Source organism: Pseudomonas sp. 2725 (assembly GCF_050434585.1).
GTDB lineage: Bacteria > Pseudomonadota > Gammaproteobacteria > Pseudomonadales > Pseudomonadaceae > Aquipseudomonas > Aquipseudomonas jessenii.
The window spans coordinates 479,793-500,432 of record NZ_JBNDIV010000003.1; the positions used below are offsets into that span (position 1 = coordinate 479,793).

Genomic DNA, 20,640 nt, shown 5'->3' on the forward strand with positions numbered 1-20,640 from the left:
TTTCCATCGCGCAGGGAACTTGTCGGGATCCGCCACTTACTCATGCAAGAGGCCGGTGATTTCCAGCGACCGGCAATGCCAATCTTTTTCGGGAATTCGACCATGTCATCTGCCAACGCCTCCACCATCCTTGTCGTCGAAGACGATGCCATCGTGCGCATGCTGATCGTCGACGTCCTGGAAGAACTGGAATTCAAGGTTCTGGAAGCCGATGGCAGCGAACAGGCACAGGATTTGCTCAAGGACTTGAACCGACACATTGACCTGATGATGACTGATGTTGGCCTGCCGGTCATGGACGGTCGCGAACTGGCCACCCTCGCCCGCACGTTACGCCCTGACCTGCCCATCCTGTTCGCCAGCGGTTATGCCGAAAGCATTGAAGTACCTCCAGGCATGCACTTGATCGGCAAACCCTTCTCCATTGATCAGTTGCGGCAGAAAATACGCGAGATGCTGCCAGCCAATTAATTAACAGCTCAAGCCCTACTTACATAAAAGACAACATAGCCCTGTCGAGCCGGCCTTCTGAGCCAGACTCGATGAAAACTGTCGCCCGAAACAAAAAGCACAGTATATGAACTGGGCAACCGAGCATCAGAAAACATACTCTCCACTAAAATAACAGGGCAACTAAATTTCAATAATCGAGATGTGTTTCTCGACCGAAAAACACACACCCCATCAAAAAAAGGATTTGTTGATGAACAGCACCCAATATGACTATAGAAAACCATCAACTTTTGAAACCCTGCAGCGGGACATTCAAAATTTGAAGCAGATAAACAATCTTGAAAAGGCTCACGTCACTTCAACTTTACAGAGAAACCTTTCCAGCCTTATCGACAGCAACAACCAATTCATCCTCAGCGACTGGATTATCGCCTTCACTCATGACAGTTCGTTACAAATAGCCCATCGAGCGGGACAGTCAATGCTGAAAGATTTACTGGCTAGCGAAGAGTTTCTTGGCCTGGAGGAGCTATCCAGCCTTTCAGGCGCCACTACATACGTATGCGACGCCAATATGAATATGCATGTATTGATTGACGATGAAAAGATGCACATTGACGACTTGCTCAAAGAAAATGAAGTGCTTCACGAGCGCCTGAAACAGTTGAGCAACTATGCGAGCAGCGCGGGCGATTTCATCTACAGCTCTGATGAGTTCAATTTCGAGCAATGGTTACGGTTCTACGGGTACCCGATTCCGTCAACCGCCAGACAGCTTGTGAACCTCATTGAGTTTTTCAACAAGGAACGGCCAAAACTTCCGACAGCAATAGCCTATTACAGAATACTCAAAGACCCTGAATTTTTCCCGACAGCACTGCCTTTGATAGAGCGGCGAAAAATTGAAAAAGTAACAAAATCATTCGGAGCAACTAAAAAAGGTCAATTGCTAAAAACACTGGTCGAGCAAGTCATCAGCCTACCAACTGATATATTGAGAGCTGCCCCCAACCAATACATTAGCAATCTCCTGGAAAGCACGATTGGAAAAATTTGGGCGCGGGGTTATCTGGATGCATTGAACTGGTATGGCGCTACCTCAGGTGCCTCACCATCCACGAAGGATCTTGAGCAATTGCTCATTACCGCGATCATCCTGAACCTTGAACCAGAGGCTGGCCTGACTCAAAACAAAGGTCGGGCACTGGGCTATGGATTTTACAACCCGGTCAATGCCGAAGTTCATCCTGCCAAAGTACTGCTGATGTTCGAAAAGCATCTTGTCGATAACAATATCGTTGATGCAACAGTAGTTCCTCTGGCAGCGTACTTGCTCGCATGCGCTGCTGCGCCTGAACTCGTTGTAAAACAAATCCCGGACGACATGACGATAAACTCGCCTGCGTGGGTGGTGCATAGCGTCGCCGTCGAAAAAATCGAGCACATTGCACCAGGTGCCTCGGCCGCGATGACTTTCGATGAAGTCCAGGCTTACGCTGATCTGGAGCCATTCGATGACAACCTTGAGCAATTGTTCGGGCTAAATGCGCTGACGTCGATGCTGAACTGGGGCGCAATGAATCGCCTCATCCCCTATAGCGAACGAGGCGAGTACAACAGTGATGACTACCGAGCGGCTGAAGCACTTTACACCGATTACACCGAGGCACTTGAGCAATGCAGGAACGCCATCAATACCCCACTGCGTACGCGACATGAGATGGCCTTGAATGAACTGAAGAGAGCCATGCCCGACGGAGACTATCTGACAAACAGAAACTACATGCACACCGACCTGCCCTTGGGCGAAACAATATCAGCACATGAACTATTCATGTCTGGCGACCTCATGAATGAAGGATGGACCGGGCTTACCCTGTCGCACAAAATCATGTCAACCTTTGAAGCGTATGAACTTCCAAGAACATTACCCTACCTAGGGCGACTGCAGGACATTAAAAAAATCTACACAGACAAGTTCAACCATTATTTTGATCAGCTAAGGCTGGGAACCGCCACCGCATTGAAGCTCGCCATGTCGAAAATGCCTGAAGCTGATCGAAAGCGCCTGGAGTATGGCAATCTCAGTTTCTTTACTGTTCGCAAACAATTCCACGTTGGAGCGGCCAAGGAAACACAGCGTGACAGGGATAAGTACAGGGGGCGCTTTGGTGTAATCATCTCGTCCGAATACAATTCACGATTTTATTACTACGAACTGTTCACATTGCGAGCCGAGTGTCATCGCCGCCAGGACCTTCATGCGATGTTCGGTTCAACCAACCTGCACTTCACGGAAGCCAGTGTTTGGCATGATAAAGATGAAAAACAATGGCAGGCTCAAGGGCTTGACTGGCCATTGGATATCGATGCATACCTCAAGGGAACGCCCCCCATAAAAAATATCAGCAATAAAGTGGTTGTCGAAAAGCTTTGGCAAGCCTACGAACAGGAAGGCGTGGAGCGCGTAGCCCCACAAAACAGAAGTCAGGTCGAGATGTTTTTTTCTGAGGCGACATCAGACACAGTCAACCGAGTACTTGAGTACTTCCCGCCTGCTACCTACGATGAACTGTACAACGCTGGTTACGGTATAGCGCCCCTGGAAGCGGCAAGACAGAACACCAAGGACAGAATAGACCTGGTTCTTAACCTGATTATCCCGTTCAAGAGTTGCATCGAAGACCTGAGTTCCGGTGACCGTGACCGTGAGCGGGGGGCCATCTTTGGATGCGCATTGGACGCGCTGTCGATTGTCGGAGCTGTACTGGGTGTCGCGCCAAAATTCGCTTCCATCGCGTTCAAATCCGGCAGCCTCCTTTCCAGATCTTTAACACTCGCCAGGGTCAGCAGCAGTTTTGCCCTGAGTTTGGTCAACCCGCTCGATGGTGTGCCAAGTCTTTTGAAGAAGGGAGCGACCATTACCAAAAACGGAGTCGTGCTGGTTACAGGGGTTGGTTCCAAAGTCAGCGGCAAGGCCGTGAAGCAACTTCAATCCCTCTCCGGAGCACTCGATACCTATACCGCGGCAAGGTCCTTGAATTGCATCGATATGAAATTGGCGCGCGTGGAAGGTATCAGCGAACTATCTCAGTCAGTCGATGTTCTGCTATTCAAAAGAGCAAACGACTGGTTTGAACTTGACCTGAACAGTTGCAAGGTGAGAGGCGGAAAAGTCACCGATTACAAGGAAATAATACAGGCGGGAGAATTTGAACGGGTGTAACCCGAAACATCCAGCAGGCACTGAGAGCGGTGAAAGCCATCACTCACCGCTCTCAGACCGAGTGCCACAGCGCCAGGCGGTCTGCTGTGGTTTAATACCCGCGCTTTTTCAACCTTCTGCCGGTCCTAGGAATTCCCGTTCATGACTCAACCCCGCGCAACCAAAGTCCTGGTCATTGGTTACGTCTGGCCCGAGCCCCGCTCTTCCGCGGCCAGCGGGCATGTCATGCAGATTCTCGACGTTTTCCTGGACCAGGGCTGGGACATCACGTTCAGCAGCCCGGCAGGCTTCGGCGAGCAACGTGCGGACCTGACAGCGTTGGGTATTGACGAAGTACCTATCGAGCTGAACAACAGCAGTTTCGACGCATTCATCAGCGAACTGGCGCCTGACATCGTGTTGTTCGATCAATTCATGATGGAGGAACAGTTCGGCTGGCGGGTCGAGAAGCATTGCCCCGATGCCTTGCGCGTGCTCGAAAGTTGCGACCTGCAAAGCCTGAGGCTGGGTCGGCATCAACGCCTCAAGGAGCGTTTGAAGGCCAGTGACGACAACAATGACTTCAACGAACTGTTCGCCCCGGCGGCGCGCGAAGAGTTCGAACACATGGCTGATACCGATCTGGCGAAGCGCGAGATCGCCTCATTTTATCGTTGTGATTTGACGCTGATGGTTTCCGAAGTGGAAGTCGAATTGCTGGTCGAGCAGTTCAGGTTTCCCCGCAACCTGCTGCACTGGTGCCCGTTGATGGTCGATGTTCCGTCCCGTGCATCGGTACCGTTCGAAGAGCGGGCACACTTTCTTCATATCGGTAACTTTCGCCATGCGCCCAACTGGGATGCGGTGCTCTGGTTGAAAAGCGCTATCTGGCCGTTGATTCGCGAGCAGATACCCAGCGCTCAATTGCATATCTATGGTGCCTACACACCACCCAAGGCGACTGCCCTGCACAACCCGGCCCAGGGTTTTCATGTGATGAACTGGGCAGAAGACGCCCTGCAAGTCATGTCGTCGGCGCGGGTCTGTATGGCACCGTTGCGTTTTGGCGCGGGAATCAAAGGCAAGATTGTCGATGCGATGCTCTGTGGCACGCCGAATGTGACGACGCCAGTGGGTGCCGAGGCGATGCATGATCAAGAGGCATGGCCCGGTGCAGTGACCCGTTCGGCACGCGAGTTCGCCGATCATGCCGTGCAACTGCACAACGACAAGACGCGCTGGCTGGACGCCCAGGCGCACGGGAAAACCCTGCTTGCCAGTCGCTACCGAAAATCCGTTCATGGCCCAGCCTTGATCCAGCGGCTGGTCGATTGCCAGCAGAATCTGGCAAACATAAGACGAGATAACTTTACCGGCAGCATGCTGCGTCATCACCAGCACAAGAGCACTCAATACATGGCGCAATGGATTGAGGCGAAGAACCGACTGAATCAGGAGTAGCCCACTTTTCTTGTGCAATACATAGTTACCGCCATTGCTGTGCCCGACCGGTTAATCTGACCGCTTCACACCCAATGGATGGGGTGATTCGCACAAGGAATGGCCATGACCAGCAATACGCGTGGTTTGCTCGACAAGCAAACCTGGATGAGCAGCACCCTCGAAATCAATCAACTCAAACTCACCGATATCGTCTGGCCTGGCGTGCATAACGCCGGAATGGACAAAAAAGCGCCCAACCACGATGCGGTGCTCGGCCATTGGACGATTTGTCAGAACGACACTTTTTCCTGGCAACTGGCCAACGGCGCCCGCGCCTTTGATATCCGTCTTGGCTACACCGCCGGTGCGGCTCGATCGGGCTTCTACTTTCACCACAACGGCTTTCGCTCGCACCGCGCCCTGGACGATCTGATCGACGCGGTACTGCTGTTCCTTGATCGAAACCCGGACGAATTTATCGTGCTGGACTTCCATCAACTGGCTGATGGCAATAAACCTTTCGATCATGAAAGGTTCAGTGACTGGCTCGTGCGACGTCTAGGGCTGCGGGCCGTCCTTCCAGGCGACAGATTCAAAACGGTTGGAGAACTCAAAAGTGCGAGCCCACATCGCCGGGTGATCATGGCGGCACCCGCCCTGTCGGCGCTCGATGGCGAGTACTTCTGGCCTCGCATCCCGCACAAATGGCGCGACAACGCGTTCTCCGCCCCCGCCGAGCTGCAACGCTACATCGCGCAAACCCTGGAAGATGCGCCCTACGAAACCTTCCTCTGGTCACTGTCCGCGACCACCTACTCGCTGCTCGGCGGGCCCGGACATATCAAGCGGCAGATCAACGACTGGTTCGACACCACGAGAAACTGGGTCACGCGTTGCAGCATCATCAGCACCGATTTTTTCGACGAGTCCGACATCGTTCGTTATTGCTGGAGCGCCACCAGCATGAAAGCGGTTTACGGCCGTGCCTTGCACGAACAGACGCACCGGCGGTAGTAGCGCTATCCATCCGGCAAGAGGCATGATCGGGGCGGGATAACTACACAAGCGCCCTGACATGACCCGTACCGCCAGAGTCACCGATCCTTCCTATGAGTTGATGGACGACCACAACGGCTTGTCCATCATCTATCGCCAGCACGGTTTCCCCTGCCCTCTGGTGCGCTGGCATTTCCACAAGGAATACGAACTGCACCTGATCGTCGCCAGTTCCGGCAAGGTGTTCATCGGCGACTACATCGGCAACTTCTATCCCCGGACACTGTTTCTCACCGGCCCCAACCTGCCCCACAACTGGATCAGCCAGGTGGCCGAGGATGAAGTGGTGCCCAAGCGCGACATGCTGGTCAACTTCACCGATGAGTTGTTCGATAGTGGCTATCAGGTGTTCGCCGAACTCAAGGCCCTGGCACCGCTGCTGGAGCGCGCGCAGTACGGCATCGAGTTTCGCTGCAAGCACACCATCGACAAGGCGATGGACCTGATGCAGCGCATCGCCGATACCACCGGTATGACCCGGCTCGGGCACTTTTTCATTCTGCTGGAGTTGCTTGCGGCCACCGACGACTACCAATTGCTCTCTGGTGCCACAACCCCGCAACTGGCGGACGAGCACAATATCGATCGCACCAACCGCGCGGTGGATTACATTTTTGCCCACTACGCCCGGGACTTGACGCTGGAAGAGGTCGCCGAGCACCTGGGTATGAAGCCGACGTATTTCAGCCGGGTATTCAAGCAGGCCACCGGGCGCAATTTCATCGAATTCGTCAATCGCCTGCGCATCAGCAAGTCCTGCGAGTTGCTGGCCGATGGCGACAAGCCGGTGACTGACGTCTGCTTCGAATCGGGCTTCAACAATATTTCCAACTTCAACCGGCGCTTCCAGCAGCTCAAGGGCATGACGCCTTCGCATTACCGGCGGCTGGTGGTGCAGCGGTTGACCGAGCAAAACCTGGGTTGAAGACACGCCTCAAATTCCTGTGGGAGCGAGCTTGCTCGCGATGAGGCCGTGTCAGTCGACATTTATTAACCTGATACACCGCCATCGTCGGATCGCCGCCCGGACCAAGCTCGCTTCCACAGGTACAGCGTTACCCCCTAAAACCTGTACGGATTCAATACCCCTCCTTCGCTGAAAAGCCCTTCCCTGCGTCTACCCCTCAAAACTTCAGTGCAAAAAAGTATCGATTGAAGTGCGATGGATGATTTGTCTCGCCCTCGATTGAAGGATGTAATCAGCGCACATTCTTCCTGCCTTCGGAAGACACAAAAACAATAACTGTCCTTCTGTAGCCCGCCGGGTGCAGAAAAGGAGTGCACGATGCAACCTTCGGTAAAAGCCCTGCTTGCCCTCACCTGCATGACCCTCAGCAGCGTCAGCCTTGGCGCACAGACCCTGACCATCGCCACCGTCAACAACAGCGACATGATCCGCATGCAAAAGCTCTCGAAAACCTTCGAGGCCGAGCATCCGGACATCAAGCTCAATTGGGTGGTCCTCGAAGAAAACGTCCTGCGCCAGCGCCTGACCACCGACATCGCCACCCAGGGTGGGCAATTCGACGTGCTGACCATCGGCATGTACGAAGCCGCACTCTGGGGCGCCAAGGGCTGGCTGGAGCCGATGAAGGATTTGCCGGCTGGTTATGCCCTCGACGACGTGTTTGCGTCGGTGCGCGAAGGCCTGTCGGTCAAAGGCCAGCTGTACGCCCTGCCGTTCTACGCCGAAAGCTCGATCACCTATTACCGCACCGACCTGTTCAAGGACGCCGGCCTGACCATGCCCGAGCGCCCGACCTGGGAGCAGATCGGTGAGTTCGCCGCCAAACTGAACAAACCCGAACAGGAACAGTACGGCATCTGCCTGCGCGGCAAGGCCGGCTGGGGCGAGAACATCGCGCTGATCAGCACCGTGGCCAACGCCTATGGCGCGCGCTGGTTCGATGAAAAGTGGCAGCCGGAATTCAACGGTCCCGAATGGAAAAACGCGCTGAACTTCTATGTCGACACCATGAAGAAATCCGGCCCGCCGGGGGCGTCGAGCAACGGTTTCAATGAAAACCTGGCGCTGTTCAATAGTGGCAAATGCGCGATCTGGGTCGATGCCAGCGTCGCCGGCTCGTTCGTCACCGACAAGTCCCAGAGCAAGGTCACCGATCACGTCGGCTTCACCTATGCGCCGCATCAGGTCACTGACAAGGGCTCGGCCTGGTTGTACTCCTGGGCGCTGGCCATTCCGACCAGTTCCAAGGCCAAGGACGCAGCGAAAACCTTCAGCGCCTGGGCCACGTCCAAAGAATACGGCGCACTGGTTGCGGAAAAAGACGGCATCGCCAACGTGCCGCCGGGCACCCGAGCCTCGACCTACAGCGAGGCGTACATGAGTGCCGCGCCGTTCGCCAGGGTCACGCTGGAATCGCTCAAGGCCGCGGACCCGAGCAAGCCAGGCGCCAGACCTGTGCCGTACATCGGCATCCAGTTGGTGACCATTCCCGAGTTCCAGGGCATCGGCACCCAGGTCGGCAAATCCTTCTCGGCGGCGCTGATCGGCCAGACCACGGTCGACCAGGCGTTGGCGGCGGCCCAGCAAACCACCGAGCGCGAGATGAAGCGCGCGGGTTATCCCAAGTAACCGGCAGTAGCCTGCCCCTGTTCCCTGTGGGAGCGAGCTTGCTCGCGATGAGTCCATGACATTCAACAGTGATGTCGGCTGACAGATTGCTATCGCGAGCAAGCTCGCTCCCACAGTTGATCTTCATTGCCTGTACCCATTCGGTTTAACACCATGAATACATCAACTGCAAAAGCTCACATGGATATTGCCCAGCCGCAGCGCAAAAGCAGCGTGGCCAATCCCGGCTGGTTTCTGGTCAGCCCTTCGGTGGCATTGCTACTGTTGTGGATGATCGTACCGCTGGGTATGACCGTCTACTTCTCGACGATTCGCTACAACTTGCTCAACCCCGGCGAGAACGAGTTCGTCGGCCTGGAAAACTTCACCTACTTCCTCACCGACTCCGGCTTTCTGCCCGGCGCCACCAACACGCTGTTGCTGGTGGGCAGCGTGCTGCTGATCAGTGTGGTACTCGGCGTGCTGATCAGTGCCCTGCTGGAGGCCAGTGAGTTTTTCGGTCGCGGCATCGTACGGGTGATGCTGATCTCGCCGTTTTTCATCATGCCCACGGTGGGCGCACTGATCTGGAAGAACCTGATTTTCCATCCGGTGTCGGGGATTCTCGCCTACGTCTGGAAGCTGTTCGGCGCGCAACCGGTGGACTGGCTGGCGCACTACCCGCTGCTGTCGATCATCATCATTGTCTCGTGGCAATGGCTGCCCTTCGCAATCCTGATCCTGATGACCGCCATGCAGTCCCTCGACCAGGAACAGAAAGAAGCCGCGCGCCTGGACGGTGCCGGGCCCATCGCGATTTTCTGGCACCTGACCTTGCCACACCTGGCGCGGCCGATTGCGGTGGTGGTGATGATCGAAACCATCTTCCTGCTCTCGGTGTTCGCCGAAATCTTCACCACCACCAACGGCGGTCCCGGCTACGCCTCGACCAACCTCGCCTACCTGATCTACAACCAGGCGCTGGTGCAGTTCGATGTCGGCATGGCCTCGGCGGGCGGCCTGATCGCCGTCGTCATCGCCAACATCGCCGCGATCATCCTGGTGCGGATGATCGGCAAAAACCTGACCGACAAAGCCTGAGGCCTGCCATGACTCTTCAACAATCCCGTCGTTTGCAAAGCCTGCTGCTCGGTACGTTGGCCTGGGCCATCGCGATCCTGATCTTCTTTCCGATCTTCTGGATGGTACTGACCAGTTTCAAAACCGAAATCGATGCCTTCGCCACGCCGCCACAGTTCATCTTCATGCCGACGCTGGAGAACTACCTGCACATCAACGAGCGCAGCGACTATTTCAGTTTCGCCTGGAACTCGGTGGTGATCTCCTTCAGCGCCACCGCGCTGAGCCTGCTGATCGCGGTGCCGGCGGCCTACTCCATGGCTTTCTACGAAACCCAACGCACCAGAGGCACGCTGCTGTGGATGCTCTCCACCAAGATGCTGCCGCCGGTGGGCGTGCTGATGCCGATCTATCTGCTGGCCAAGAGTTTCGGCCTGCTCGATACGCGGATCGCGCTGATCGTCATCTACACGCTGATCAACCTGCCGATCGTGGTCTGGATGATTTACACCTACTTCAAGGACATCCCCAGGGACATCCTCGAAGCCGCGCGGCTGGACGGCGCAACGCTGGCTCAGGAGATGCTCCGGGTGTTGCTGCCCATCGCCAAGGGCGGCCTGGCATCCACGGTGCTGCTGTCGTTGATCCTGTGCTGGAACGAGGCGTTCTGGTCGCTGAACCTGACCTCGTCGAAAGCCGCACCACTGACCGCATTGATCGCCTCGTACTCAAGCCCCGAAGGGCTGTTCTGGGCCAAATTGTCGGCCGTCTCGACCCTGGCCTGTGCGCCGATCCTGATCTTCGGCTGGGTCAGCCAGAAACAACTGGTGCGCGGCCTGTCGTTCGGCGCCGTGAAATGAACCCTTGTAGGAGCGAGCCTGCTCGCGATGGACGTCAACGATAACGTGTGCGGCCTGAATAAACGCGTCGCCTGTGAGCCCATCGCGAGCAGGCTCGCTCCTACAGAAAGGCATGCCCTATTCAACTGAATAAAAACAAACGGAGGCCCATCACCATGGCCAACCTGAAAATCAAGAATCTGCAAAAAGGCTTCGAAGGCTTTTCCATCATCAAGGGCATCGACCTGGAGGTGAACGACAAGGAGTTCGTGGTATTCGTCGGCCCGTCGGGCTGCGGTAAATCCACGCTGCTGCGGCTGATCGCCGGGCTGGAGGAAGTCAGCGGCGGCACCATCGAACTCGACGGCCGCGACATCACCGAAGTGAGCCCGGCCAAGCGCGACCTGGCGATGGTGTTCCAGACCTACGCCCTGTACCCGCACATGAGCGTACGCAAGAACATGTCGTTCGCCCTCGACCTGGCCGGCGTGGCGAAAGCCGAAGTAGAGAAGAAGGTCAGCGAAGCGGCGCGCATCCTCGAACTGGGGCCGATGCTGGAGCGCAAACCCAAGCAACTGTCCGGCGGACAGCGCCAGCGCGTGGCGATTGGCCGGGCCATCGTGCGCAACCCGAAAATCTTCCTGTTCGACGAACCGTTGTCCAACCTCGATGCCGCCCTGCGGGTGCAGATGCGCCTGGAACTGTTGCGCCTGCACAAAGAACTGCAAGCCACGATGATCTACGTGACTCACGATCAGGTCGAAGCGATGACCATGGCCGACAAAGTGGTCGTACTCAATGGCGGCAAGATCGAGCAAGTCGGCTCGCCGCTGGATCTCTATCACCAGCCGGCCAACCTGTTCGTCGCCGGTTTCCTTGGCACACCGAAAATGGGCTTGCTCAAGGGCAAGGTCACCGGCGTCGACAGCCAGGGCTGTGAAGTGCAACTTGACGCCGGAACCCGCGTCAGCCTGCCCTTGGGCGGCAGGCATCTGAGCGTCGGGAGTGCGGTGACGCTGGGTATTCGCCCAGAGCACCTGGAACTAGCCAAACCCGGCGACTGCGCCTTGCAGGTCACCGCCGATGTCAGCGAGCGCCTGGGCAGCGACACCTTCTGCCACGTCCGGACGGCATCCGGCGAAGCCCTGACCATGCGCGTTCGCGGCGATCTGGCCAGCCGCTACGGTGAAACCCTGAGCCTGCATCTGGATGCGCAACACTGCCATTTATTCGATGCCGACGGCGTGGCGTTGACCCGCCCGTTGCGCGTCGCTGCCTGATTTCAGAGAGCCTGCGATGAAATTGAACCAACTCAACCTCAACCGCCTCGCCCCTGAAGTGGTCCTGCCCGCCTACGCTCTGGGCGAGACCCGCCAAGGTATCGCGCACATCGGGGTCGGCGGTTTCCACCGTGCCCATCAGGCGTACTACACCGACGCCTTGATGAATACCGGTGAAGGCCTGGACTGGGCCATCTGCGGTGTCGGCCTGCGCGCTGAGGACCGTCGCGCCCGTGACGATCTCAAGGATCAGGATTATCTGTTCACCCTGTTCGAACTCGGCGATAGCGACGACACCGAAGTGCGGGTGATCGGCGCCCTTCGTGACATGCTGCTGGCCGAGGACAGTGCCCAGGCATTGATCGACAAACTGGCCAGCCCCGAGATCCGCATCGTCTCGCTGACCATCACCGAAGGCGGGTACTGCATCGACGACAGCACCGGCGAGTTCATGGCGCACTTGCCGCAGATCCAGCATGACCTGGCGCACCCTGGCGCACCGAAAACCGTGTTCGGCTTCCTGTGTGCCGCACTGGCCAAGCGCCGCGCCGCTGGCACAGCGGCCTTCACCCTGATGTCCTGCGATAACCTGCCGCACAACGGCGCCGTCACCCGCAAGGCCCTGTTGGCCTTTGCCGCCTTGCACGACAGCCAGTTGCGCGACTGGATCGACGCCAACGTCAGTTTCCCCAACGCCATGGTCGACCGCATTACACCGATGACCAGCACCCTCCATCGCCTGCAACTGGCGGACCGGCATGGCGTGGACGATGCCTGGCCGGTGGTCTGCGAACCCTTCGCGCAATGGGTGCTGGAAGACAGGTTCGTCAACGGTCGCCCGGCCTGGGAAAAAGTCGGCGTGCAATTCACCGACGACGTCACGCCCTACGAAGAAATGAAGATCAAGCTGCTCAACGGCAGTCATCTGGCGCTGACGTACCTGGGATTCCTGAAGGGTTACCGCTTCGTCCACGAAACCATGAACGACCCGCTGTTCGTGCGCTACATGCGCGCCTACATGGACCTGGACGTGACGCCACAGCTGCCGGCGGTGCCGGGAATCGACCTGACCGAGTACAAGAACACCCTGGTGGCGCGGTTCTCCAATCAGGCGATTGCCGATCAGCTTGAACGGGTGTGTTCGGACGGTTCGTCGAAGTTTCCGAAATTCACCGTACCGACCATCAACCGCCTGATCGCCGATGGCCGCGAGACCCGGCGCGCTGCGTTGGTGGTGGCGGCCTGGGCGCTGTATCTCAAAGGTGTGGATGAACAGGGCGAGACCTACACGATTGCGGATCCGCGGGCGGCGTTCTGCCAGGCACTGGTGGCCGATGATGTGCTGATTACCCAGCGCTTGCTGGCGGTCGAGGAGATTTTTGGTACGGCCATTGCGCGCTCGCCGGAGTTTGTCGCGGCGTTTGAGTGGTGCTGCAACAGTTTGCGCGAGGTTGGGGTGTCGCGGACGTTGGAACGGGTGCTGGCGTAAGTCCTGCGGTGGCCCTGCTGCCGCCTTCGCGAGCAAGCCCGCTCCCACAAGGAGTTTTGTGCCCTGTGGGAGCGAGCTTGCTCGCGAAGGCGGCCTGACAGGCACCGGGGATAGTGAATCCAGACTTGTATCTAGCTGACGACCAGGAATACTGCATGACAACCCGACAACTCTTCCTCGGCATCGACTGCGGAACCCAAGGCACCAAAGCCATCATCCTCGACTCGGCCAATGGTGAAGTACTCGGCCAGGGAACCGCCAGCCACAGCCTGATCAGCGGCCCCAATGGCCGCCGCGAACAGGACACCCAGCAGTGGCTGGAAGCCTTCGCCACCGCCACTCGCCGCGCATTGCTCGCGGCCAAAGCCAATGGCCAGTCGATCCTCGGCATTGGCGTGTCCGGCCAGCAACACGGCCTGGTGCTGCTCGACGATCAGGGCAAGGTGTTGCGTGCGGCTAAACTCTGGTGCGACACCGAAACCACCCCGGAGAATGACCGACTGCTGGCCCACCTGGGTGGCGAAAAGGGTTCGCTGAAACGCCTTGGCGTCGTCATCGCGCCGGGCTACACCCTGTCCAAGCTGTTATGGACCAAAGAGCAGCATCCCGACGTGTTCTCCCGGATCGCCCGCATCTTGCTGCCCCACGACTACCTCAACCATTGGCTCACTGGCCGCAGTTGCAGCGAATACGGCGATGCCTCGGGCACCGGGTATTTCAATGTGCGTACGCGTCAGTGGGATTCGCAATTGTTGCGTGACATCGACCCCAGCGGACGCCTGCAAGCGGCGCTGCCGGAATTGATCGCCCCCCATCAGGCGGTCGGCACGATTCTGCCAGGCATCGCCGAACACCTGGGCATCAACCCTCGGGCACTGGTGTCCAGTGGCGGTGGCGACAACATGATGGGCGCCATCGGCACCGGCAACATCCAGCCTGGCGCAATCACCATGAGCCTCGGCTCGTCAGGCACGGTGTACGCCTACGCCGATCAGCCGAACGTCGCCACGGATGCCGCGGTTGCCACGTTCTGTTCCTCCAGTGGCGGCTGGCTGCCTTTGATCTGCACCATGAACCTGACCAATGCCACCAGCCTGATTCGCGAACTGCTGGACCTCGACATCGATCAATTCAACGACCTCGTTGCCCAGGCGCCAATCGGTGCCGACGGTGTGTGCATGCTGCCGTTCTTCAATGGCGAACGTGTGCCCGACCTGCCCCATGCCAGCGCCAGCCTGTCGGGCCTGACCATGACCAACCTGACCCGGGCCAACCTGTGTCGCGCGGTGGTCGAAGGCACGACGTTCGGTTTGCGTTACGGACTGGACCTGCTACGCCGCAATGGCTTACAAAGCAGCAGCATTCGGCTGATTGGGGGCGGGTCAAAAAGTGCGGTCTGGCGGCAAATCGTCGCCGACACCATGAATACACCGGTGATCTGCACCGAACAAAGCGAGGCCGCAGCCTTGGGTGCGGCGATTCAGGCGGCCTGGTGCGTATCCCGGGCGAACGGGCACGAAGACAGCCTGGCGCAACTGTGCGAGCGCTGCGTAAAACTCGACCCGGCCAGTGAAACCCTGCCGGTCGCCGACAATGTGCAAGCCTGTCAGCAGGCGTATGAACGCTATCAACAGCATGTCGCAACCCTTTGAAGAGTGAACAACTATGTACCTGGTGTGTGGCGAAGCGCTGTTCGATTTTTTCAGTGAAAACGACGCCAGTGGGCTGGCGTCCAAAGTGAATTTCAAGGCCATTGCCGGTGGCTCGCCGTTCAACGTGGCGGTGGGCTTGCGCCGCTTGGGCGTGGACGCGGCGCTGTTGGCCGGGTTGTCCACCGACTATTTGGGCCGGCGCCTGCTGCAAGTGCTGCAAGATGAGGGCGTGTGCCTGGACTACCTGCTGGAGTTTGCCGCGCCGACCACCCTGGCAATGGTCGCCGTGGGCGCCAATGGCTCGCCGCAGTACAGCTTCCGTGGCGAAGGTTGCGCGGATCGACAATTGCAACCGGAGCACCTGCCGACACTCGGGCCTGAGGTACGCGGCCTGCATATCGGCTCGTTTTCCCTGGTGGTGCAGCCGATTGCCGACACGCTATTGGCATTGGTGCGCCGGGAAAGCGGCAAGCGCCTGATCAGCCTCGATCCGAACGTGCGCCTGAATCCGGAGCCGGACATTGAACTGTGGCGTGAACGGATCGCAACGCTGGTGGAACTGGCCGACCTGATCAAGGTCAGCGACGAGGACCTGCATCTGCTGTACCCCGGCCAGGACCCGGCCCAGGTGATCCAGGGCTGGTTGCAGCACCGCTGTCAGCTGGTATTCCTGACCCGGGGTGGCGAAGGCGCGACCGTGTTCAGTCGGGCACATGGTTCGTGGTCGGCCCCCGCCTGTTCGGTAAAAATCGCCGACACCGTGGGCGCGGGCGATACCTTTCAGGCGGCGCTGATTACCTGGCTGACCGAACAGCAGCTGGATTCGGTGGAGGGCGTGAAGCAACTGGGCCGCGAGCAGATCGACCGCATGCTTAAGTTCGCGGTGCGGGCGGCGGCACTGACGTGCAGTAAGACCGGGCCGGATTTGCCTTATCGCAAGCAACTGGATTTGCGCTGAATTCGAGGGCCTCTTCGCGAGCAGGCTCGCTCCTACAGGGTTGCGGGTCGTTCACAACATTTGTGTCGACGCTCGGGCATTGTGGGAGCTTGCTCGCGATGACTTTCTATCAGGCGCCCGATGGTCTTAACTGATATACAGGATCGCGCATCCGCGACAGGCGGTGTTCAGCCGGGTTAACCCTCGCTTAACCGTGCGATCCAACACTTCACTGGACCGCACGCCCTCAGACTGTTCTGACGCCCAGTGCGGCAAGTTCGACAAGCGACACATCGAACTGACATTCCGTCCGCACCGGAGATCGCTGATGAACACTCGCACCCTGCTGGTTACCGCCGCCCTCACCTGCACCGCGTTTGCCGGCCTGGCTCAGGCCAATGACACCACGACCTCTCAAGCCGTGCCCTATCACTACGGCATGCCATTGCATGTCAGCAAAGTGATTTCACTGACCGAGCCGGACACCCTGGAGTGCAAGGTGGTGAAGGCCGAGATGAAGTACATCGATGACACGGGAAAAACCGCAGAAATTTCCTACCGTAAACTTTCCGACGCTTGCGAGAACCAGGGCTGACCGAAAAATCTGATTTGGTACTTGGCAGTATTCCTTTGAGGGTTGCGGCGCTATGCTCTAGCGCCTCCCTCTCTGCCCGCAAGGATTCGCCATGCAGTTGTCGTTTCGCACGCTGTCGTTGTTTTGCGCCGCCCTATGTCTTTTGCTCAGTCTGGTCTGGGGTCTGACACCGCAATGGTTATTGTCGTTCTGGGATATCGAGTTTTCATTCGCGGTGGGGTTGGTCGCGCGACGCACCGCCGTGCTGTTTGGGGCGTTAAGCGTGTTCTCTTTTCTGGTTCGCAACGCCCCTCCTTGCGCAACCCGCAATGCGCTGAGCCTCGGCTTCGTCGTCGGCTGCTGGGGATTGGCCGTGCTGGGTTTTGCCGAATGGCTCAACGGCCATGTCGGGCCGGGCATTTTACTGGCGGTCGGGTTTGAACTGGCGCTGGGCCTGGCGTTCTTCCAGACCCGGCGCGTGTCCCTGGAACCCGAAACAGCAGACTAGAGTGCTTTGCCCAGCATAGAGTGCGGTTCGACCTCTACGTGATGCTGCCTGGAACGCAGTTGGGCAATCAGCTCGTTGATTTCCCGACAACCATTGAGCCCGGAAGCATCGATGCCGGTGACCAATAGATCGAGCTGATCGGTTTGCCCGTCTGCATAGACCTTGACGGTCATCGACAGGTCCGGTGACAGCGTGCACTGGCAGCGCTTGGGCAGAAAACTGCTTTCGATGATATTGCGAATTTCCAAGGCAGAAAGAAACATGGCAACTCCCTCCTTTGTGAAACGGCCCGACGATCAATGCTTGCTCATTTGAAATCCCGGCAAGCTTCAAGGGCACCTACAGCATAAAACATACCTTGATTTTCGTGGTGCAGTTCATCGGCACTTCAAGGATTTAGACGAATCACCTTAAACCTGCCATGCGGTTTGCAATGAACGCCCCTGGCGACCCTGCAATTTGCACGGGGGGATCCCGGGTTTGCATTCACTGCACACGACAGTGAAAATGCCGCCCTTCACTTCAAGCAAGGAGGCATCATGAATTCTTTGACCGTTAACGCTTGCACAGCGTTGTTCGCACTGGGGCTTGCCGGCGTTGCTCACGCCGCCAAACTCGAAGACACCGCACCCTATCCGAAGGCCGAAAGCGGGTTCACCCGCCAGGTGATTCACCTCGCGCCACAGACCCGGGAAAGCGACTTCCAGGTCGAGATCCTGGCCGGCAAGACGATGACCGTCGACTGCAACAACCCGCGCCTGGGCGGTATTCTCGAGGAGAAGAACCTCGAGGGTTGGGGCTATCCGTTCTATCGCCTGGAAAAAGTCATCGGACCGATGAGCACGCTGATGGCCTGCCCGGGCGGCACGAGCAAACAGGGTTTTGTACCGGTGGTCGGTGACGGCTTCCTGCTGCGTTACAACAGCAAGCTGCCGCTCGTGCTGTACGTACCCAAGGACATCGAAGTGCGCTATCGGATCTGGTCGGCGTCGACCAAGGTCGAGAAAGCCATTCAGGAATAACCCGGCCATCCGGCGGCCCCTCGCGGCGCCCGTTTGCGGCGTCCGCTGTCGACCTGCCCAGGCATCATGCCGGGGCGCCACTCAACGCGGCGCGCTCGGCCACGTGCCCCAGACTATCGAAATTGATGTTGGCACCCGAGTCGATCGCCACCAGGGTCTGCCCCAAGGCACCGGTCTGCGCGACGTACCTCTTGATCCCGGCCACGGCCAGCGCACCGGAAGGTTCGGTGATCGAGCGGGTATCATCGTAGATATTCTTGATTGCGGCGCAAAGTTCATCGTTACTGACCGTCACCACGTCATCGACGCAAAACCGGCAGACCTCAAAACCGTAAGCGCCGATCTGCGCCACCGCCACCCCATCGGCGAAGGTGCCGACGCTCGGCAACACGACCCGTTCGCCGGCATGCATCGCCGCTTGCAGACACGCGGAATGTTCCGACTCGACGCCAATGACGCGAACTTCCGGCCGCAAGTATTTGACGTAGGCGGCGATACCCGCGATCAGCCCCCCGCCACCCACCGGCACGAAGATCGCATCCAGAGGCCCCTGATGCTGGCGCAGGATTTCCATTGCCACCGTGCCTTGCCCCGCGATCACCTCCGGATCGTCGAAGGGTGAAACAAAGGTGCGACCGGTTTCCCGGGCCAAATCCAGCGCACAGGCCAGTGCGAACGGAAAGCTTTCACCGTGCAACACCGCATCGGCGCCGCGACTGCGCACGCCGATGACCTTCAACTGCGGCGTCGTGCAAGGCATGACGATGGTGGCGTTGATCCCCAACTCCCGCGCCGCCAGTGCCACGCCCTGCGCATGATTGCCCGCAGAAGCCGTGACCACGCCGCGAGCCTTTTGCGCCTCGCTCAGTTGCACCAGCTTGTTGTAGGCACCGCGGATCTTGAAAGAAAAGGTCGGCTGCAAGTCTTCGCGCTTGAGCAGGATCTGGTTGCCCAAGGCTTCGGACAAGGCCAGTGCCGGTTGCAAAGGCGTGCGCACGGCCAACTCATAGACCGGCGCGGCAAGGATTTTTTTCACGTAGCCTTCAAGCAAGGCCTGTTGATCGGTTGTGAAACTCATCGTCGTCTCCTGACATTGATCGGGGCCCGGGAGACAGAAAGTAAAAACCCGCCTCGAGGGCGGGTTGGGTGCTGCAGTCGTGAGCTAGCCCGCCAAATGAGGAATGGCGGTAATAATGCTTGGCTGGCAGCGCAATACGGTGGAAGTCATGGCTCGAAATTAGCCGGACGTTGATGGCAAGTCAATGGCAAGTTTTTAGGTACCTTAGTCAGCCGGCAACTTCAAACCCACTTTGTAAACGCCACCGTTCTCCTCATCGGTCAAAACATACAAGTATCCGTCCGGCCCCTGCCGTACGTCGCGAATGCGTTTTTTCAGCTCCCCGAGCAAGCGCTCCTCGTGGATCACCTTGTCGCCATCGAACTCCAGGCGGATCAGTTCCTGGCTAATCAGCGCGCCGACAAACACGTTGCGCTGCCAGACCTTGAAACGATCGGCATCGTAGAACGCCATGCCACTAAGGCCCGGGGACTTTTCCCAGACATGATTCGGGACAAGGGTGCCTTCGGCGATTTCACCCTTGGCTTCGGGAATCGGTTGACCGGAGTAGTTGATGCCATGGGTCGCCAGCGGCCAGCCGTAATTCTTGCCGCGCTCGATGATGTTGATTTCATCGCCGCCCTGAGGGCCGTGTTCGTTTTCCCACAGCGTGCCGTTCCACGGGTTGAGCGCGGCGCCTTGCGGGTTACGCTGCCCGTAGGACCAGATCTCCGGGCGCACGTTGGCCTGGCCGACAAAGGGGTTGTCCTTGGGCACAGTGCCATCCGGGTAGATTCGCACCACTTTGCCTTGCAGCTTGTCGAGGTCCTGGGCGGTCGGGCGGTCGTTGTTTTCCCCCAGGGTCACGAACAGATAGCCGTCGCGATCAAACACCAGCCGCGAGCCAAAATGGTTGCCCACCGAGAGCTTGGGTTCCTGACGCAGGATCACCTGGAAATCCTTGAGCGCTGTCATATCGTCGGAGAGCCGGCCGCGGCCCACCGCCGTGCCGGCCTTGCCGCCCTGACCGCCACCTTCGGCATAGGACAGATAGACCATCCGGTCCTGCTTGAAGTCGGGCGACAGCGCCACGTCGAGCAATCCACCCTGCCCCTTGGCCCAGACCGTGGGTACGCCATTGAGCGGTGCGGACAACTTGCCTTCGGCGGTCACCAGTCGCAGGTTGCCGGGCCGTTCGGTCACCAGCATGCCTTTGCTATCCGGCAGGAATGCCAGGGCCCAGGGGTGCTCCAGCCCCGTCACGATGGGGGTGACCTCAAGGGTGCCATCTTCGCTTTTCATCGTCTGGGCCGGTGCGGCAAGCACAGGGACAGCGGCAAGCACAGGGACAGCGGCGCTGATCAATACGCCGGCACAGAGGGTTGCCAACAGGCTTTTACGCAACATGCAGGATTCCTTTTCTGATGGAAATGGGGCTTGGTGAAAAGTAGCGGGCAGACGTCATGCCTG

Annotated in this window: 18 protein-coding genes; 15 read left to right on the plus strand and 3 right to left on the minus strand. The window is 58.2% G+C overall.

Translation table 11 applies throughout. The annotated features are described in order from the left end of the window. Nucleotides 1–102 precede the first annotated feature (102 nt). The 14 genes from ABIE16_RS09920 (at nucleotide 103) to ABIE16_RS09985 (ending at nucleotide 17,091) form a co-directional block, all read left to right on the plus strand. Nucleotides 103–471, plus strand: coding sequence for a response regulator (locus ABIE16_RS09920; RefSeq protein ID WP_218495738.1), 369 nt, complete (start codon nucleotides 103–105; stop codon nucleotides 469–471). A 232-nt stretch (nucleotides 472–703) separates the two neighbouring features. Further along, on the plus strand, nucleotides 704–3,679 hold the full coding sequence (locus ABIE16_RS09925; protein WP_429521002.1) for a hypothetical protein: 2,976 nt from the start codon (nucleotides 704–706) through the stop codon (nucleotides 3,677–3,679). 141 nt (nucleotides 3,680–3,820) lie between these two features. Beyond that, nucleotides 3,821–5,119 (plus strand): glycosyltransferase, encoded by a 1,299-nt coding sequence (locus tag ABIE16_RS09930; protein WP_218495733.1) that lies wholly within the window; start codon nucleotides 3,821–3,823, stop codon nucleotides 5,117–5,119. A 105-nt stretch (nucleotides 5,120–5,224) separates the two neighbouring features. Next, nucleotides 5,225–6,115, plus strand: coding sequence for a phospholipase (locus ABIE16_RS09935; RefSeq protein WP_429521003.1), 891 nt, complete (start codon nucleotides 5,225–5,227; stop codon nucleotides 6,113–6,115). A gap of 61 nt (nucleotides 6,116–6,176) precedes the next feature. Then, a complete protein-coding gene (locus ABIE16_RS09940) occupies nucleotides 6,177–7,082 on the plus strand; it encodes an AraC family transcriptional regulator (RefSeq protein ID WP_090455307.1) in 906 nt (301 codons plus the stop codon). A gap of 360 nt (nucleotides 7,083–7,442) precedes the next feature. Continuing rightward, complete coding sequence (locus tag ABIE16_RS09945; protein WP_429521004.1) at nucleotides 7,443–8,753, plus strand: ABC transporter substrate-binding protein; 1,311 nt, start codon at nucleotides 7,443–7,445, stop codon at nucleotides 8,751–8,753. Nucleotides 8,754–8,906: 153 nt separating this feature from the next. Then, nucleotides 8,907–9,833, plus strand: a complete 927-nt coding sequence (locus ABIE16_RS09950) for a carbohydrate ABC transporter permease (RefSeq protein ID WP_218495725.1) — start codon at nucleotides 8,907–8,909, stop codon at nucleotides 9,831–9,833. 8 nt (nucleotides 9,834–9,841) lie between these two features. Continuing rightward, nucleotides 9,842–10,672, plus strand: coding sequence for a carbohydrate ABC transporter permease (locus ABIE16_RS09955; RefSeq protein WP_429521005.1), 831 nt, complete (start codon nucleotides 9,842–9,844; stop codon nucleotides 10,670–10,672). A 155-nt stretch (nucleotides 10,673–10,827) separates the two neighbouring features. Beyond that, entirely contained in the window at nucleotides 10,828–11,931 is a 1,104-nt protein-coding gene (locus ABIE16_RS09960; protein ID WP_340311975.1) for an ABC transporter ATP-binding protein, read from the plus strand. A 16-nt stretch (nucleotides 11,932–11,947) separates the two neighbouring features. Beyond that, nucleotides 11,948–13,420: a mannitol dehydrogenase family protein gene (locus ABIE16_RS09965; RefSeq protein WP_429521006.1), complete on the plus strand. Its 1,473-nt coding sequence runs from the start codon at nucleotides 11,948–11,950 to the stop codon at nucleotides 13,418–13,420. 155 nt (nucleotides 13,421–13,575) lie between these two features. Next, on the plus strand, nucleotides 13,576–15,072 hold the full coding sequence (gene xylB / locus ABIE16_RS09970; RefSeq protein ID WP_429521007.1) for a xylulokinase: 1,497 nt from the start codon (nucleotides 13,576–13,578) through the stop codon (nucleotides 15,070–15,072). A gap of 13 nt (nucleotides 15,073–15,085) precedes the next feature. Further along, on the plus strand, nucleotides 15,086–16,030 hold the full coding sequence (locus tag ABIE16_RS09975; RefSeq protein WP_429521008.1) for a carbohydrate kinase family protein: 945 nt from the start codon (nucleotides 15,086–15,088) through the stop codon (nucleotides 16,028–16,030). A gap of 307 nt (nucleotides 16,031–16,337) precedes the next feature. Beyond that, entirely contained in the window at nucleotides 16,338–16,604 is a 267-nt protein-coding gene (locus ABIE16_RS09980) for a DUF2790 domain-containing protein (protein ID WP_218495713.1), read from the plus strand. 91 nt (nucleotides 16,605–16,695) lie between these two features. Further along, nucleotides 16,696–17,091 carry a hypothetical protein gene (locus ABIE16_RS09985; RefSeq protein WP_057714759.1) on the plus strand — a complete coding sequence of 132 codons (396 nt, stop codon included), beginning with the start codon at nucleotides 16,696–16,698 and terminating at the stop codon, nucleotides 17,089–17,091. Here the strand turns inward: ABIE16_RS09985 and ABIE16_RS09990 are convergent. Beyond that, nucleotides 17,088–17,354 carry a DUF1652 domain-containing protein gene (locus ABIE16_RS09990; RefSeq protein ID WP_057714758.1) on the minus strand — a complete coding sequence of 89 codons (267 nt, stop codon included), beginning with the start codon at nucleotides 17,352–17,354 and terminating at the stop codon, nucleotides 17,088–17,090. The genes ABIE16_RS09985 and ABIE16_RS09990 overlap by 4 nt on opposite strands. Nucleotides 17,355–17,630: 276 nt before the next feature. On the opposite strand from ABIE16_RS09990, the gene eco reads away from it, so the two are divergent. Next, complete coding sequence (gene eco / locus ABIE16_RS09995) at nucleotides 17,631–18,113, plus strand: serine protease inhibitor ecotin (RefSeq protein WP_090455325.1); 483 nt, start codon at nucleotides 17,631–17,633, stop codon at nucleotides 18,111–18,113. A gap of 64 nt (nucleotides 18,114–18,177) precedes the next feature. Here eco and ilvA read toward each other — a convergent pair whose 3' ends face one another. Continuing rightward, entirely contained in the window at nucleotides 18,178–19,191 is a 1,014-nt protein-coding gene (gene ilvA / locus ABIE16_RS10000; protein ID WP_429521009.1) for a threonine ammonia-lyase, biosynthetic, read from the minus strand. Between the two features lie 204 nt (nucleotides 19,192–19,395). Further along, nucleotides 19,396–20,577, minus strand: a complete 1,182-nt coding sequence (locus ABIE16_RS10005) for a PQQ-dependent sugar dehydrogenase (RefSeq protein WP_429521010.1) — start codon at nucleotides 20,575–20,577, stop codon at nucleotides 19,396–19,398. Between the last annotated feature and the right edge of the window lie 63 nt (nucleotides 20,578–20,640).

Coding starts and splice junctions, on each gene's coding strand:
- xylB (WP_429521007.1), top strand. CDS start 13,576: ATGACAACCCGACAACTCTTCCTCGGCATCGACTGCGGAACCCAAGGC.
- ABIE16_RS09955 (WP_429521005.1), top strand. CDS start 9,842: ATGACTCTTCAACAATCCCGTCGTTTGCAAAGCCTGCTGCTCGGTACG.
- ABIE16_RS09930 (WP_218495733.1), top strand. CDS start 3,821: ATGACTCAACCCCGCGCAACCAAAGTCCTGGTCATTGGTTACGTCTGG.
- ABIE16_RS09940 (WP_090455307.1), top strand. CDS start 6,177: ATGACCCGTACCGCCAGAGTCACCGATCCTTCCTATGAGTTGATGGAC.
- ABIE16_RS09965 (WP_429521006.1), top strand. CDS start 11,948: ATGAAATTGAACCAACTCAACCTCAACCGCCTCGCCCCTGAAGTGGTC.
- ABIE16_RS09925 (WP_429521002.1), top strand. CDS start 704: ATGAACAGCACCCAATATGACTATAGAAAACCATCAACTTTTGAAACC.
- ABIE16_RS09985 (WP_057714759.1), top strand. CDS start 16,696: ATGCAGTTGTCGTTTCGCACGCTGTCGTTGTTTTGCGCCGCCCTATGT.
- ilvA (WP_429521009.1), bottom strand. CDS start 19,191: ATGAGTTTCACAACCGATCAACAGGCCTTGCTTGAAGGCTACGTGAAA.
- eco (WP_090455325.1), top strand. CDS start 17,631: ATGAATTCTTTGACCGTTAACGCTTGCACAGCGTTGTTCGCACTGGGG.
- ABIE16_RS09935 (WP_429521003.1), top strand. CDS start 5,225: ATGACCAGCAATACGCGTGGTTTGCTCGACAAGCAAACCTGGATGAGC.
- ABIE16_RS10005 (WP_429521010.1), bottom strand. CDS start 20,577: ATGTTGCGTAAAAGCCTGTTGGCAACCCTCTGTGCCGGCGTATTGATC.
- ABIE16_RS09920 (WP_218495738.1), top strand. CDS start 103: ATGTCATCTGCCAACGCCTCCACCATCCTTGTCGTCGAAGACGATGCC.
- ABIE16_RS09960 (WP_340311975.1), top strand. CDS start 10,828: ATGGCCAACCTGAAAATCAAGAATCTGCAAAAAGGCTTCGAAGGCTTT.
- ABIE16_RS09980 (WP_218495713.1), top strand. CDS start 16,338: ATGAACACTCGCACCCTGCTGGTTACCGCCGCCCTCACCTGCACCGCG.
- ABIE16_RS09975 (WP_429521008.1), top strand. CDS start 15,086: ATGTACCTGGTGTGTGGCGAAGCGCTGTTCGATTTTTTCAGTGAAAAC.
- ABIE16_RS09950 (WP_218495725.1), top strand. CDS start 8,907: ATGAATACATCAACTGCAAAAGCTCACATGGATATTGCCCAGCCGCAG.
- ABIE16_RS09945 (WP_429521004.1), top strand. CDS start 7,443: ATGCAACCTTCGGTAAAAGCCCTGCTTGCCCTCACCTGCATGACCCTC.
- ABIE16_RS09990 (WP_057714758.1), bottom strand. CDS start 17,354: ATGTTTCTTTCTGCCTTGGAAATTCGCAATATCATCGAAAGCAGTTTT.